The 14,684-nt window shown below is 62.5% G+C and carries 11 protein-coding genes; 5 read left to right on the forward strand and 6 right to left on the reverse strand.

Features of this window, described 5'->3' with window-relative positions; genetic code table 11:
- Window positions 1-62: 62 nt before the first annotated feature.
- Together DBR46_RS01490 and DBR46_RS01495 are read left to right on the forward strand one after the other, a co-directional pair.
- Entirely contained in the window at window positions 63-1,202 is a 1,140-nt protein-coding gene (locus DBR46_RS01490; RefSeq protein WP_124524712.1) for a glycerate kinase, read from the forward strand.
- Window positions 1,203-1,787: 585 nt separating this feature from the next.
- Window positions 1,788-2,300, forward strand: a complete 513-nt coding sequence (locus DBR46_RS01495) for a GNAT family N-acetyltransferase (RefSeq protein ID WP_124524713.1) — start codon at window positions 1,788-1,790, stop codon at window positions 2,298-2,300.
- On the opposite strand, the gene DBR46_RS01500 is transcribed toward DBR46_RS01495, so the two are convergent.
- From DBR46_RS01500 to ccoN, 3 genes are all read right to left on the reverse strand, one after another.
- Window positions 2,297-2,989, reverse strand: coding sequence for an aspartate/glutamate racemase family protein (locus DBR46_RS01500; protein ID WP_124524714.1), 693 nt, complete (start codon window positions 2,987-2,989; stop codon window positions 2,297-2,299). The genes DBR46_RS01495 and DBR46_RS01500 overlap by 4 nt on opposite strands.
- Window positions 2,990-3,078: 89 nt before the next feature.
- Window positions 3,079-3,288, reverse strand: a complete 210-nt coding sequence (locus DBR46_RS01505) for a cbb3-type cytochrome c oxidase subunit 3 (protein WP_124524715.1) — start codon at window positions 3,286-3,288, stop codon at window positions 3,079-3,081.
- Window positions 3,288-4,715 carry a cytochrome-c oxidase, cbb3-type subunit I gene (gene ccoN / locus DBR46_RS01510; protein ID WP_124524716.1) on the reverse strand — a complete coding sequence of 476 codons (1,428 nt, stop codon included), beginning with the start codon at window positions 4,713-4,715 and terminating at the stop codon, window positions 3,288-3,290. The genes DBR46_RS01505 and ccoN overlap by 1 nt, the downstream gene beginning before the upstream one ends.
- Before the next feature lie 213 nt (window positions 4,716-4,928).
- On the opposite strand from ccoN, the gene DBR46_RS01515 reads away from it, so the two are divergent.
- Both DBR46_RS01515 and DBR46_RS01520 read left to right on the forward strand, forming a co-directional pair.
- Window positions 4,929-6,599, forward strand: a complete 1,671-nt coding sequence (locus DBR46_RS01515; RefSeq protein WP_124524717.1) for a nitrite/sulfite reductase — start codon at window positions 4,929-4,931, stop codon at window positions 6,597-6,599.
- 76 nt (window positions 6,600-6,675) lie between these two features.
- On the forward strand, window positions 6,676-7,170 hold the full coding sequence (locus DBR46_RS01520) for a hypothetical protein (protein WP_124524718.1): 495 nt from the start codon (window positions 6,676-6,678) through the stop codon (window positions 7,168-7,170).
- Window positions 7,171-7,244: 74 nt separating this feature from the next.
- Here the strand turns inward: DBR46_RS01520 and DBR46_RS01525 are convergent, their stop codons facing one another.
- A complete protein-coding gene (locus DBR46_RS01525) occupies window positions 7,245-9,437 on the reverse strand; it encodes a tetratricopeptide repeat protein (RefSeq protein WP_124524719.1) in 2,193 nt (730 codons plus the stop codon).
- 173 nt (window positions 9,438-9,610) lie between these two features.
- Here DBR46_RS01525 and DBR46_RS01530 point away from each other — a divergent pair, with 173 nt between their 5' ends.
- Window positions 9,611-10,282, forward strand: coding sequence for a DUF3313 domain-containing protein (locus DBR46_RS01530; protein WP_124524720.1), 672 nt, complete (start codon window positions 9,611-9,613; stop codon window positions 10,280-10,282).
- A 55-nt stretch (window positions 10,283-10,337) separates the two neighbouring features.
- Here DBR46_RS01530 and DBR46_RS01535 read toward each other — a convergent pair whose 3' ends face one another.
- Together DBR46_RS01535 and DBR46_RS01540 are read right to left on the reverse strand one after the other, a co-directional pair.
- Complete coding sequence (locus DBR46_RS01535; protein ID WP_124524721.1) at window positions 10,338-12,887, reverse strand: fused MFS/spermidine synthase; 2,550 nt, start codon at window positions 12,885-12,887, stop codon at window positions 10,338-10,340.
- A 155-nt stretch (window positions 12,888-13,042) separates the two neighbouring features.
- Window positions 13,043-14,629, reverse strand: coding sequence for an arylsulfatase (locus DBR46_RS01540; protein WP_124524722.1), 1,587 nt, complete (start codon window positions 14,627-14,629; stop codon window positions 13,043-13,045).
- Window positions 14,630-14,684: the final 55 nt, after the last annotated feature.

The following is a 14,684-nucleotide window of genomic DNA, read 5'->3' on the forward strand; positions in this document are numbered from 1 at the left end:
CGACCGGCGTCATTGTCGCTGCCAACTGGCAGCATGGGCGTTATAAAAACCGGAGAAAGCCCATGAAAATCATCATCGCCCCCGACTCGTTCAAGGACAGCCTGAGCGCTGAAGGCGTCGCCCAAGCCATTGCGGCAGGCTTGGCCGAGGTCTGGCCGGATGCGCAGTTGGTGCAATGCCCCATGGCGGACGGTGGTGAAGGCACGGTTGAGTCGGTACTCGCCGCGTGCAACGGCGAATTGCGCAGCCAAACGGTGCTGGCTCCGCTGGCCGGCACGGTTGAAGCCCACTGGGGCTGGTTGGCCGACAGCCACACGGCAATTATCGAGATGGCCGAAGCCAGCGGCCTGCAGCTGGTGCCGCCAGAGCAGCGCGACGCCTGTGCCAGCACCACATTTGGCACCGGCGAACTGATCCGCGCCGCCCTCGACCTGGGTGCCCAGCGCATCATCCTGGCGATTGGCGGCAGTGCCACCAACGACGGTGGCGCCGGCGCGATGCAGGCGCTCGGCGTACAGTTGTTCGACGCCGAGGGACACGCCTTGCCCCCCGGCGGCCTGGCCTTGTCGCGTCTGGCCCGGATTGATCTTGAAGGCTTGGACCCGCGCCTGGCAGACGTGCGTTTTGAAATCGCCGCCGACGTCAACAACCCGCTGTGCGGCCCTCACGGCGCTTCCGCCATTTTCGGCCCGCAGAAGGGCGCTAATCCCGAGCAAGTCCAACAGCTGGACGCCGCCCTTGGCCACTTCGCCGACCATTGCGCGCGCGCCCTGGGTAAAGACGTACGCGACGAACCTGGCAGCGGCGCGGCCGGTGGCCTTGGGTTTGCGGCCAAAGCCTTCCTCGGCGCGCAATTTCGCGCCGGCGTCGAAGTTGTCGCCGACCTGGTCGGCCTGGATGCCGCCGTGCAGGGCGCCGACCTGGTAATCACCGGCGAAGGCCGTTTCGACGCCCAGACCCTGCGCGGTAAAACTCCCTTTGGCGTGGCACGCATCGCAAAGCAGCACGACGTCCCGGTAATCGTCATCGCTGGCACCCTGGGCGAAGGCTACGAACAGATGTACGCCCACGGCGTGGATGCAGCGTTCGCCTTGCCTTCCGGGCCGATGAGCCTGGAGCAAGCGTGCAGTGAGGCGCCGCGGTTATTGCGCAAGCGTGCGGCGGATATTGCGCGGGTGTGGCGGGTTGCGAGGCTTCACTGAGGCCTGATAAAGCTCTAGCTCTGGCTTTTCAGCTTTTGATCTTAGGCGCCCCGTTAAACACGCTGGCCGGAATTCGATATGGATTACCGGCATGCCGAGCCTAGGCGAGNNGAGCCCTTTGCTTACTTTGGGCTGGGCCGGCACTCCGGCTTTTCCAAAGTGAGCCGCCGTAAGGGCGGAACCATAGGTAGCCGTTACCCAAATAACGGATATGTACACCGCCAGTCCGCCATCGCAGGCAAGCCAGCTCCCACAGTAGAGCCGGTTTACACCCGGCAAAAATCGCCCGACTGCCAGGCCGTCACGGGAGCAAGCTCCCTCGCCACAGGTCCAGCAGCAATGCTCAAAGTTGTGCAGATACCTATGCCGCCAGGGCCTTGGACAAGTTGGTATCTAGAGCGTCCATCTGTACGCGTTCTACACCCCCAAATTGTTGTCGCGCTCGGCCTACCTTTATTTCACCACCCTATAGGTGTCATGGGTGTTTCGACCTTTGCCAGCCGAGCACAACAATGCCCGGCTGGCTATGACAGCCGCTCGCCCTCTACACTGGTCGGCCACGTGTCTTTCAAAGGATGAAACACCATGCACACGCCTGAGCCCCATATCGTCATCCAGCGCTTTACCGAGGCCCACCTTGAGGGCGTCGCCGCGCTCTATAACGAACCGGCGGTGTGCCGACAGGTGCTGCAAATGCCTTTCCAGTCGGTGCAGGCGTGGCGCAACAAGCTGGAGCTGGACAACGAGCGGCGCCTACAGCTGGTGGCGGTGCATGGCGGCGAGGTGATCGGCCAACTGGGCCTGGAACAGATGCTGCGCGTGCGCCGCAGCCATGTCGGCTCGTTCGGCATGGGCGTGGCGCCGGCCTGGCAGGGCAAGGGTGTAGGCTCGCGACTGTTGGCGGCCGCGCTGGACGTGGCCGACAACTGGATGAACCTGCGCCGCGTGGAGCTGACGGTGTACGCCGACAACGAAGCCGCGCAGCAGCTGTACCGCAAATTCGGCTTCGAGGTAGAAGGCCGCATGCGCGATTTCGCCCTGCGCGACGGCGTGTTCGTCGATACCGTGAGCATGGCGCGCCTGCGCCAATCGGCTTAGTCCTGCAACGCAAACGCCACCGCAGCCTGCGCATGCAGCTCGGTGGTGTCCAGCAGGGGCAGGTCGCTGTGCTCCGGCTTGATCAGCAGGCCGATTTCCGTACAACCGAGAATGATTGCCTGGGCGCCGCGCGCGGCCAGTGACTCGATCACCCGCTGGTAGACCTGGCGCGACGCGTCGCTGATCACGCCGACACACAGTTCCTCATAAATGATCCGGTGCACGGCCTGGCGCTCGTCCGCCTCGGGCACCAGCACGGTCAAACCGTGCGCGGCCAGGCGCGCCTTGAGAAAGTCCTGCTCCATGGTGAACGCCGTGCCCAGCAGGCCGACCGTCAGCGTACCAGCCTCCACCGCTGCCAAGCCGGCAGCATCGGCAATGTGCAGGAACGGAATCGATACCGCCGCCTCGATACGTGGCGCGACCAAATGCATGGTGTTGGTACACAGCACCACACAGTCGGCGCCGCCGGCTTGCAGGCGGCGGGCGGCGTCTTCAAGGATCAGCGCGGTGTCGTCCCAGCGCCCGGCGTGCTGGGCTTGCTCCACCGGACCGAAGTCCACGCTGTACATCAACAGTTGCGCCGAGCGCAGTGGGCCGAGTTGGTCGCGTACGCGCTGATTGATGATGCGGTAATACTCGGCGCTGGATTCCCAGCTCATGCCGCCGATCAGGCCGATGGTGCGCATGCGATGCTCCTTACAAGGAAAGTCGCTTCACCTTACCCATCGGCCGCCGAATAGTCATACGCAGTTGCCCAGCAAATCACCGGAGCAGTTTACATATCCAGGTTGATCCAACCCGGTTTGGCCTGCTCCGGCGCGACGGCATTCACCTGTTTGCCGGTGGCCTGTTCCACCCGCCGCGCCACTTCAGAGTCGTCGGCGAAGGGGATCAGGCTGGCGTCGTCCAGGCTCTTTTCGGATTGCCCGCGCAAGCAATATTCCACGGCGCCATACAGGCACAGCAGCATCAGCCAGCCCCACATCAGGCGATCCGCGCGTCGAGTTGAGCCATGCGCACATCCGCTACACGTACCGTGCGCCAGGTGTTGTAGGCCATCAGCAGCATGCCCGTGAGGAAAAATACGCCCCCGGCGAAACGCACCACAAACCCTGGGTGGCTGGCCTGCAGCGCCTCGACAAACGAGTAGGTGAGGGTGCCGTCATCGTTCACTGCGCGCCACATCAAGCCCTGAGTGATGCCGTTGACCCACATCGATGCGATGTACAGCACCGTGCCGATGGTGGCCAGCCAGAAGTGCAGGTTGATCAGCGGCACGCTGTGCATCTGCTCGCGGCCGAACACCTTGGGGATCATGTGGTACAGCGCGCCGAACGTGATCATAGCCACCCAGCCAAGCGCCCCGGCGTGGACGTGGCCGATGGTCCAGTCGGTGTAGTGGGAGAGGGCGTTGACAGTCTTGATCGCCATCATCGGCCCTTCAAAGGTGGACATGCCGTAGAACGCCAATGACAGCACCAGAAAGCGCAGGATCGGGTCGGTGCGCAATTGATGCCAGCCGCCAGACAAGGTCATCATGCCGTTGATCATCCCGCCCCAGCTGGGTGCCAGCAGGATCAGCGACATGGCCATGCCCAGTGACTGCGCCCAATCCGGCAGCGCGGTGTAGTGCAAATGGTGCGGGCCGGCCCAGATATACAGGGTGATCAGCGCCCAGAAGTGCACGATGGACAGGCGATAGGAATACACCGGCCGCCCGACTTGTTTCGGCACGAAGTAGTACATCATCCCCAAAAAGCCCGTCGTCAGGAAAAACCCCACAGCGTTGTGCCCATACCACCACTGCACCATCGCATCGGTCGCCCCGGCATACACCGGGTAGGACTTGAACCAATCCACCGGAATCGCCAAGTGATTGACCACGTGCAACATGGCGATCACCAGGATAAACGCGCCAAAAAACCAGTTGCCCACGTAGATGTGCCTGGCCTTGCGCCGCACCACGGTGGTGAAGAACACCACCGCGTAAGCCACCCACACCACCGCCATCCACACCGCGCCAGAGAACTCGATCTCGGCGTACTCCTTGGTGGTGGTATAGCCCAGCGGCAGGCTGATCAACATGATCACGATCACCGACTGCCAACCCCAGAAGGTAAACGCGGCGAGGTGATCGGAATACAGCCGCACCTGGCACGTGCGCTGTACCGCGTAATAGCTGGCGGCAAACTGGGCGCTGCCGGCAAAGCCAAAGATCACCAGACTGGTGTGCAAGGGGCGCAAGCGGCCAAAAGTGGTCCAGGGCAGGTCCAGGTTCATCTCGGGCCACACCAGTTGCGAGGCGATCCATACGCCCATGGCCATGCCGACGACGCCCCAAACAATGGTGGCGATGACGAATTGACGGACGACTTTATAGTTATAGGCCTGCCCGATTGTTGCTGTGCTCATGCTCAGTCCTCCCACGGTTCCAAGTGGCGGGCACTGTAGGAAGGGTGGGTAAAACAAAACAGGCTCAGAAAATGTTCATTACTGCGGATCAGTTGATTCGGCCTGAAAGCGCGGCTTTCAGGCGATCTGATCCGCTTTTTAAGACTGCACCTGAATCTTCAACGCACTGCGCCGTAGGTGCATAGTCGCCCCATCATCTGATGAGGCCGTGATATGTACCAATACGACGCATACGACCGGGCGCTGGTGTTCGAGCGCGTGGCGCAGTTTCGTGACCAGGTCCGGCGCTATATCGCAGGGGACTTGAGCGACGCGGAGTTTCTGCCATTGCGCCTGCAAAACGGCCTGTACCTGCAAAAGCATGCCTACATGCTGCGGGTGGCGATTCCCTACGGCACGCTGAGCTCCGGACAACTGCGCACCCTGGCCAGCATCGCGCGGGATTACGACCGGGGTTACGGCCACTTCACCACGCGGCAGAACCTGCAATTCAACTGGATCGAATTGCACCAGGTGCCCGATATCCTCGAACGCCTGGCCCACGTCAACATGCATGCCATCCAGACCTCCGGCAACTGCGTGCGCAATATCACCACCGAAGCCTTTGCCGGGGTGGCCGCCGACGAACTGCTGGACCCGCGCCCACTGGCGGAGATCCTGCGCCAATGGTCCACCATCAACCCGGAATTCCTGTTCCTGCCGCGCAAGTTCAAGATCGCCATTTGTTCGGCCCGTGACGACCGCGCCGCGATCATGATGCATGACATCGGCCTGTACCTTTACCACGACCGCCAGGGCAACAAGCTGCTGCGCATGATGGTCGGTGGTGGCCTGGGGCGCACGCCGATCCTCGGGGTGCAGATCCGCGAGGGGTTGCCGTGGCAGCACCTGCTGTCTTACGTCGAGGCGGTGCTGCGGGTGTACAACCGCCATGGCCGCCGGGACAACAAATACAAGGCGCGCATCAAGATCCTGGTCAAGGCCCTGGGCATCGAGGCGTTTGCCCGCGAAGTTGAGGAGGAGTGGCATTACCTGCGTGACGGCCCGGCGCAATTGACCGACGCCGAGTACGCACGCGTGGCCTCGGCCTTCGTTCCACCCACCTATGCAAACCTGCCGGGCACCGACCTGGCCTATGGCACTGCGCTGACGGAAAGCCCCGCGTTTGCCCGCTGGGTCAGCCGCAATGTGATGCCGCACAAAGTCCCGGGCTATACCAGTGTGGTGCTGTCCACCAAACCGGGGATCAGCGCGCCGCCCGGCGACGTCACGGCCGAGCAAATGGAGGCGGTGGCGCTGTGGTCGGAACGCTTCGGCTTTGGTGAAATCCGCATCGCCCATGAACAGAACATCGTCCTGCCGGACGTGCCCAAGGAGCACTTGCATGCGCTGTGGACACTGGCCTGCGCCCACGGCCTGGGTGCCGCGAACGTCGGCCTGCTGACCGACATCATCGCCTGCCCGGGCGGCGACTTCTGCGCCTTGGCCAATGCCAAGTCGATCCCCATCGCCCAGGCAATCCAGCAGCGTTTCGACAACCTGGACTATCTGCATGACCTCGGCGAGATCAGCCTGAACATCTCCGGTTGCATCAACGCCTGCGGCCACCACCACATCGGTAATATCGGCATCCTGGGCGTGGATAAAAACGGCAGCGAGTGGTTCCAGGTCACCCTGGGTGGCGCCCAGGGCAATCACAGTGCCCTGGGCAAGGTTATCGGGCCCTCATTCAGCGCCGCCGAGATTCCCGATGTGATCGCACGGGTTATCAACACCTTTGTGCGTTACCGTGAAAGTGAGGAGCGTTTTGTCGATACTGTGCAGCGCATCGGCCTGGAACCGTTCAAGGAAAGGGTCTACGCCGGGCGCCTGGTGGACGCGTGAGGCGTTAGTCATACGCGGCCGCGATGCATCTGCCATGATCAGCCTTCGCAACCTGGCTCACCCAAGGAGATCCGCAATGGACGACGTACAACAACTGGGCGAGATGCTTCGTCATTACGCCGACAGCGAAGCGCACAAAAAGCAGCAATTCGACGTGCAGTCAGCCCGTTGGGCGCAAAAGCTCGGCGAGTTATTCGGGCAGATCGAGCTGTGGCTGGAACCGGTGAAGACCGTGGGTTTGCTGGAGGTGCACCGTGAAGCCTACGTCGCCAGCGGCCCCAGCGTGCCGTTGGAAACCTCGACCTTCAAGACCGAGAAACTCAACGTGCAGATCACCGGCAAGGCCGTCGAGTTCGTGCCGGAAGTGATGGGCGCAGGCGGGCTGATCTCGGTGTCAGTGATGGGCCTGACCGCCGCCCGCCACGGCAGCGTGTCGCTGGTGCTGCCGGCGGACAAGAATGACTGGTTGTGGAAGAAGACCAATGGCCTCAAAGACCCGGACACCTTTGGCTTTGACGCGAACTTCCTGGCATCGCAGTTGCAGAGCCTGATCCCGCGCGAACGCATGTAAGGCTCAGGCTACCGAGCAACCTGTGTGGCAAGGGAGCTTGCTCCCTTGCCACAGGTGCGGTGTTCGCCCCGCGCCTATTTCAGCGCAGGGTCGCCGGGGTTGAGCTTTTTCCAACTCTGCATGACCACCTGCGCTTTCGGCTCCTGGCCGTTTTCCAAGTAGTACTGGATCAGCGACAGCCGCGCATTGCGGTTATACGGCTGACGCTGGAGCAGGCTTTCCAGTTGCTGGCAGGCTTCGTCGACCTTGCCGCTGTCATGCAGCGCCACCGCAAGGACAAAGGCGTACTGGGCGCTGGCCGGGTCCAGGCGCACGGCGTTGCGCAAATACGCCATGGCGCTCGCTGAGTCACCGGCGCGAATCGCCATCAAGCCTCGGGTGTGTTGCAACAGGGCCGCGTCCGGGTGCTGCGCCAACTGATCCGCGATCAGGTCTCGCGCTTCTTGCCCACGGCCATTGGCCTCCAGCCACTGCGCCAAGGTCACCAGCGCCGGGAAGAAATCCGGGTCGCGCAGCAGGGCGCTGCGCAACTGGGCTTCGACCTTGTCGCCACGGCCGCTGGCCTGGTAGAGCATCGCCAGGTTGAGGTTGGCTTCGGCGCGCTCCAGCAGGCTCAGTTGCACCTGTTCGTATTCGGCGATGGCGTTGCTCCAGGCCTGACCTTGGCCGGGCACGCTGAGCAAGTCCCGCGCGGCCAGGATGCGTACGGCGCGCACCGGGTCACGCAACAAAGGCCCATAGAGGGCGACACGCTCCGGTGGCGGGAGCAGGGCGCTGACCGCACGCACGGCGCTTTCACGCACCTGCGGCGCCGGGTTGCCAAGGTCCTGGGTGGCGAGTTTCAACGCCTGTTCACTGGGGTAATTGGGCAGCTCGACCAGCAACGTTGCACGCTGGATCGCCGGCAGATTGCCCCGCGCCAGTTGCTCATACAGCGCCTGGGCCGCGCCCGGTTGGCCGCCACGAATCAACGCCATGCTCTCGGCATAGTCTGGCGCCTTGAGTACATCACGGGCGCCGGGTGGGATGCTGAAACTGTGGTCATGACGCAGGTCATTGCCCATGTACACCTTGCCCGGCATATGGCAGTCGACACAGAACGCGCCGGCCTTGCCCATGTGCCCGGCGGAGTCGTAGTCCTTGGCCTGCAAACCGCGCCCATCCACCGTGGCGATGGGCGTCTTGCCTGCGGTGTTGTGGCATTGCAGGCACACCCCGTTGCCAGGCGCCTTGAGTTCATTGCTGTGGGGGTTGTGGCAGTTGCTGCAGCGCACGCCTTTTTCAGCCATTTTGCTTTGCGCGAACGAGCCGTGTTCGAACACTTCATCCTTGATCTTGCCGTCCAGGGTGTACAGCTCGCGGGTCAGCACGCTGGGCAGGTAGTCGTCCATCAGCCGTTTGCCGACGGTAAAACCATCGCCCAATGGGGCGCGGCGCGCGTGGCAGCGGGCGCAGGTTTCGATTTCGACGGTGGCGTCCTTGTCCTTCAGGTCCACGGCGAAGCCGGTGTGCAGCAGGTCGCCTTTTTTCGCCGCCCATTGCAAGTGGTTGGAGGCCGGGCCGTGGCAGGCCTGACAACCGACGCCCAGGCTGTTCCACTGGCTGTCGAAGGCGTTTTTTACCGGATCGAAATTGCGTTTGTAGCCGGTGGTGTGGCATTCCACGCACATGAAGTTGGCGTTCTGGCTGGGCTTGCTCCAGTGCAGCGGGTTCTTGACGTTCACGCCCTGGCCCGGGTACAGGTGAAACCAGCGGTTCTGCTGCATATCCCACGCCACGCCAAGGGCTTGCAGGCGACCGTCGCCGACCTCGATCAGGTATTGCTGCAACGGCGCGATGCCAAAGGTATACGCGACCTTGAAGTCGGCGGGCTGGCCATCGCGGCCCGGCGTATTGACCCAGAACTCCGCGCCCCGTTGATAAAACCGCGTGGTCTCGCCTTCGGCGCTGAACGTGACGTCATTGAAGTCGGCCGGCACCGTCTGCGCCGTCGCCACCTGCATCGCCAATTGGTGGTGGGAGCCTTGCCAGTCCTTGGCCTGGGCCTGGTGGCAACCCTGGCATTGTTGCTCATCGACCATCTGCGCCGGGGCAATCACCGCTGGCTTGGCGGCGACAACGGGCGCTGGCAACCGAGGCGTACTGGCTTGCAGGAAAAACCAGATCCCGGCCATGGCCAACAACAGCAACACAATCAATACGGGGTAGAGGTAACGACGGGATGCATCACGGTGGGGTACAGCTTTGGCTTTTTTGGGCTCTGGCATTCCGACTTCCGCTGTCTTGATGCGTGGACGCTCTACGGCGCGCTTAAGCTGTGTGCAGCTTTGACGCAGGTCACAGGTCTGTCAAACCCGGGGCGTGAAATAACGGTTATTTCCCCAGAGTTGGCTATACCTACAGCTCAATGTTTCAGTGATGACCGCCAGGGAGTTCAATGATGAAACTAAGGCTAGTGATCAGCACGCTGTGTGTCGCCTCGCTCGGACTGACAGGCTGTGCCAGCAAAGTCACCCAACCGGACGAGTATTCCGGCTTTCTCTCGGACTACAGCCACCTCAAGCAAGCCCAGTCACCGTCCGGTGCCGAGGTGATGCGCTGGGTCGATCCCAAGCTGGACCTGAGTCGCTACACCGCCGTCTACGTCGAGCCGACCCAGTTCTATCCCAAGCCCCAGGCCACCGCGAAGATCCCGGAAAGCACCCTCAACGGCATCAACACCTACTACAACCAGGCGCTCAAGCGCGAGCTGGAGAAATCCCTGCCCCTGGCCAACGCGCCTGGCCCCGGTGTGATCGTGGTGCGTGCGGCGATCACCGCCGTGAGCAGCAAGACCGAAGGCCTCGCACCCTACGAATACATCCCCGTCGCGCTGGTCGTGGCGGCCGCCAGTACCGCATCTGGCCACCGTGACCAGGAAACCACCTTGGGCACCGAGGCGCAGTTTCTCGACGGTGCCAGTGGCAAGGTGATCGCCCAAGTGGTACGCAAAGGCACCGGCAAGCCGCTGGCCAATGAAGCCCAAGTGATGAAGGCCGACGACGTGAAAAGCGTGATTGATGGCTGGGCGTCCGACTTGCATCAGTCCTATGTAAAGCTGAAAAAACACTAAACCCGCAACACTACAAAACCAATGTGGGAGCGGGCTTGCCCGCGATAGCGCGGGTTCAGTCACCTGATGTATTGGCTGACACGCCGCCTTCGCGAGCAAGCCCGCTCCCACAAGGGGCTGCGCAAAACCAGCGGTAGTACGGGTTGGCACTGTCCTGCTGCAACACCTCCCGGATGTCCCGCCCCCAGGCATCGCGATCACCGTCATAGGCATGCAGGCTGGCGCGGTAGAACTGCATCAGGCGCTGCTGTTCGGCGCCGAGGGTGCGGCTGAAGGCGGCGTCGGCGTTGAGCAGCGGTGTGGGCACGCGCAGGTCGAGCAGGGCCGGCAAGGCACGGGTGATCTCTTTGCTGCGTACCCACGGTGCGTATTCGATGCGCGGCTGGTCATCGGTGACCGGCAAGGCATCAGCGGCGAAGCGTTCCAGGCCATGGCGATCGGTAACCCAGGTCGCCAGCAAGGTGGCGGCCGAATCGATGCCTACGTCGGCCAGCGCACGGCTGACGCTGGGTTGTTCAAAACGCTGGCGGATGCGCGCCGCGTCCAACTCGATGGGTTCGCGGGAGCCTACCAGCAGCATCTCGTGAAACTCGCTGCTCCACAGCGAGGCATACGGAAACACATTCAGGAAACTGCGTACCAGCGCGCGGGAATCGTCGATGTTTTGCGTCGGCAACGGCAGCCACTGGGCCAGCAGGCCGTTTTTTTCCAGGCGCGACGCGGCCAACTGGTAGAAATCCTGGGAATACAGATTGACCACACCCGCAGCGGAGGGCGGCGGCGGTTCCAGGGTGATCAGGTCATAGGCGTGCGGATTGCGCAGCAACTCCTGGCGACCATCGCGCAGGCGCAGGTCGATGCCAGGGTCAGTGGCCGCATTGAAATTGCCTTTGAACAGCGGCGCCGCGTCGATCACCGCGGGTAGCAGCTCGGCGACCACGCGCTGTTCCAGGCCTGGATAACGCAACAACGCGCCCGCCGTGATCCCGGTGCCGAAGCCGATCACCAGCGCCGACTTGGGTTCACCGTTGTGAATCAACAGCGGCAGCAACGCCTGCACGCGCATATAGCGCAGGGACGGCATGGCGTCACCGGTATTGGATACGCCCTGGATATACAGGCGCTGAAATGCCCGCGCGCCCTGGCCTTGGGTGACCACCGCGACCGTCGCGCCTCGGCCTTCCTGATAAAATGCGAGGCTGGCATTACGCGCCCCCGGCAGCAGTTTCGCCAGGCGATCCACCGGCGTCAGCAGCGCCACAGCCAGTGACACCAAGCCCAGTGCGACCACCGCTTGGCGCCGGCCCTTTTTCACGCCTTGGCCCCGACGCACAGCCAGGTAGCCTACGCCGGCGGCAATCACCGCCAGCAACCCCAAGGTACGCACCAACCCCAGCCAGGGGATCAGTACAAACCCGCAGAGCATCACCCCGACGATACCGCCCAACGTGTTGAAGGCCACGACGGCGCCCACATCACGTCCCACATGGCGGTTGCCGACACTCAGGCGCAGCGCCAGGGGAAACGCCGCGCCCAGCAACAGCGTCGGCACAAACACGATGCACAGCGCAGCGACGGCAAAGCGCGCGCTCATCCCTGGCAACTCGCTGCCGCCCAGGCCCAGCACCAGTGCCTCGGCCTGGGTTTGCAGCAGCACCAGCCAGCGCCCCAGCAGGGCGATTTCCAGTAACGCGACCAGCCCTGCGCCCGCAATCAACAGGCCAAATACCCCCCAAGGATCGCGAATCCGCTCCACCCGGCGCGACATCAGTTGGCTGCCGATAAACAACCCGCACAGATAAGTGGCAAGCACCACGGCAAACGCATAAGTGCGCGTGCTCATGAACTGTACGATGGATTGCGACCACACCACCTCATACCCCAGCGCCACGCCCCCCGCGATGGCGTACAGCACCAGGGCCAGGCGTGCGGGCGGCTCACTGCGTGTGGGCGTGACCACCACCGGCGCGTGATGGCGCACAGCGACCAGCGCACCCGCCGCCGCAACGAGGTTGAAGAATGCGGCCACCAGCGCACTGCCGCGCACGCCAAACTGCGCGATCAGCACAAACGCGGTGAGCAAGGTGCCGACGATCGCCCCAGCGGTGTTCGCCGCATACAAACGCCCGCCGGCCTGGCCCAAGCCTTTGGCGTTGATGTTCAGTGAGCGCACCAGCACCGGCAACGTACCGCCCATCAAAAGCGCCGGCAGGCCCACCAGGGCAAACGGCAGCGCCCAGGCCAGCAGGCCGATACGGGCTTCCAGCCAGGCAAACGGTGCGGCCGCCGTGCCCAACGCCAGCGTGGCGCCAACGCCGAACAGGGCGACCAATAATTCCAGACCTGCATACAACAACAGCGGCCGCGCGAAGCGGTCCGCCAAACGGCCGAACAGCAAGCCACCGAGGGCCAGGCCGGCAAAAAACGCGCTGATACCGGTGGTGATTGCGTACACCTCCACGCCGACCACCAGCGACAGTTGCTTGATCCACAGCACCTGGTACACCAACGCGGCGCCGCCGGAGATGAACAGGAGGAGGGCGGGGATGAGGATTGAGGTAGCGTTGACGGTTTCTATTGGTTTGCTGGCGGTGCGTGCGGTCATGAACAAATCCCAATGTACTTAGATAACCCTGTGGGAGCGGGCTTGTGTGGGAGCGGGCTTGCTCGCGAAAGCGGTGAGTCAGTCAATACATTTAGCGACTGGCACTCCGTCTTCGCGAGCAAGCCCGCTCCCACATTTGCCCTGTGTTGTGTCAGTTATTGAGCACTGCCTGCTTTTGTCTTCTCGGCAATCTTCGCGTCCACCGCTGAACGAATCTGATCAATGCTGAAACTCGCCGGCTTCTGGCTCGGCGGGTATTCAACAAAGGTTTCCAGGAACTTCGCCGACTTGGTCACCGCCACCGCCACCAGGTAGACGTTTTTGGTGCTCCAGTCGTAATACTGATCAGAGACCACGTCCGCACGCTCATACGGGTCCATGCGCAGGTTGAAGATCTTCGGCACCCGCAGGCACACAAAGGGCTCGCTCCACACCTTGAACCCACCGGGCGCGCGTTGTTCGCAGTACACCGCCTTCCAGTTGCCAAAGCGCGCCGAGACCAGTACTCCGTCATCGTTGAAGTAATAGAACTCGTCACGTGCGCCTTTGGGTTGCTGGCCGGTCAGGTACGGCAGCTGGTTGAAACCGTCCAGGTGCACTTTGAAGCTCGCGCCACCGGAAGTCGGCGCCCAGCCTTTGAGCAACTTGTCCTTGACCTCCGTATCCCCCGCAGCCGCTAGCAAGGTGGGGAACCAATCCATGCCCGAGAACATTTCGTTGGAGACTTCGGCCGGCTTGATCTTGCCCGGCCAGCGAATCATCGCCGGTACGCGATAGGCGCCTTCCCAGTTGGAGTTTTTCTCATTGCGAAACGGCGTGGTGGCCGCGTCCGGCCAGGAGAACTGGTTCGGCCCGTTGTCGGTGGTGTAGACCACGATTGTGTTGTCGGCGATTTTCAGGTCGTCGAGGGTTTGCAGGAGTTTGCCCACATCGCCGTCGTGTTCCACCATGCCATCGGCGTATTCGTTGCCGGGCATGCCACTCTGGCCCTTCATCGAGTCACGCACGTGGGTGAACAAGTGCATGCGCGTGGTGTTCATCCACACGAAGAAGGGCTTGTCGGCTTCGGCCTGTTTCTTGATGAACGCCTGGGCGGCGGCCGTGGTTTCATCGTCGATGGTTTCCATGCGCTTGGTGGTCAAGGCGCCGGTGTCTTCGATCTTGCCGTCGGCAAAGCTGTGGATCACCCCACGGGGCGAGTTGGCCTTGACGAAGGCGGCGTCGTCCTTGGGCCAATAGGGGCGTTCCGGTTCCTCTTCGGCGTTGAGGTGATAGAGGTTGCCGAAGAACTCATCGAAACCATGGTTGGTGGGCAGGTATTCGTCCTTGTCACCCAAGTGGTTCTTGCCGAATTGCCCGGTGGCGTAGCCGAGGGACTTGAGGGCCTGGGCAATGGTGATGTCGCGCTTTTGCAAGCCCACCGACGCCCCCGGCGCACCCACCTTGGACAGGCCGGTGCGCAACGGCGTCTGCCCGGTGATAAACGACGAGCGCCCGGCCGTGCAGCTGTTCTCCGCGTAATAGTCGGTGAACATCATGCCTTCTTTTGCGATCCGGTCGATATTCGGGGTCTTGTAGCCCACCACGCCCATGGAATAGGCGCTGATGTTGGTTTGCCCGATGTCATCGCCAAATATCACCAGGATATTCGGCTTTTCAGCGGCCCAGGCAGATGCCGAGGCCCCTATCACCGAAACCGCTACCAGCGCGAGTTTCGGCAGCCACTTACGTATGCGAGTCATAAGACTTGCTCCTTGGTAGGGCGTGCGTCGCAGTGCATGCGACCTGCGTGTTTGC

It is taken from the genome of Pseudomonas sp. KBW05, assembly GCF_003852405.1.
Lineage (GTDB): Bacteria > Pseudomonadota > Gammaproteobacteria > Pseudomonadales > Pseudomonadaceae > Aquipseudomonas.

Excerpts from the sequence above, each read along its gene's own strand:
- DBR46_RS01490 (WP_124524712.1), top strand. The coding sequence starts at position 63 with ATGAAAATCATCATCGCCCCCGACTCGTTCAAGGACAGCCTGAGCGCT.
- DBR46_RS01535 (WP_124524721.1), bottom strand. The coding sequence starts at position 12,887 with ATGACCGCACGCACCGCCAGCAAACCAATAGAAACCGTCAACGCTACC.
- DBR46_RS01525 (WP_124524719.1), bottom strand. The coding sequence starts at position 9,437 with ATGCCAGAGCCCAAAAAAGCCAAAGCTGTACCCCACCGTGATGCATCC.
- DBR46_RS01505 (WP_124524715.1), bottom strand. The coding sequence starts at position 3,288 with ATGTGGGGCTGGCTGATGCTGCTGTGCCTGTATGGCGCCGTGGAATAT.
- DBR46_RS01530 (WP_124524720.1), top strand. The coding sequence starts at position 9,611 with ATGAAACTAAGGCTAGTGATCAGCACGCTGTGTGTCGCCTCGCTCGGA.
- DBR46_RS01515 (WP_124524717.1), top strand. The coding sequence starts at position 4,929 with ATGTACCAATACGACGCATACGACCGGGCGCTGGTGTTCGAGCGCGTG.
- DBR46_RS01495 (WP_124524713.1), top strand. The coding sequence starts at position 1,788 with ATGCACACGCCTGAGCCCCATATCGTCATCCAGCGCTTTACCGAGGCC.
- DBR46_RS01520 (WP_124524718.1), top strand. The coding sequence starts at position 6,676 with ATGGACGACGTACAACAACTGGGCGAGATGCTTCGTCATTACGCCGAC.
- ccoN (WP_124524716.1), bottom strand. The coding sequence starts at position 4,715 with ATGAGCACAGCAACAATCGGGCAGGCCTATAACTATAAAGTCGTCCGT.
- DBR46_RS01540 (WP_124524722.1), bottom strand. The coding sequence starts at position 14,629 with ATGACTCGCATACGTAAGTGGCTGCCGAAACTCGCGCTGGTAGCGGTT.
- DBR46_RS01500 (WP_124524714.1), bottom strand. The coding sequence starts at position 2,989 with ATGCGCACCATCGGCCTGATCGGCGGCATGAGCTGGGAATCCAGCGCC.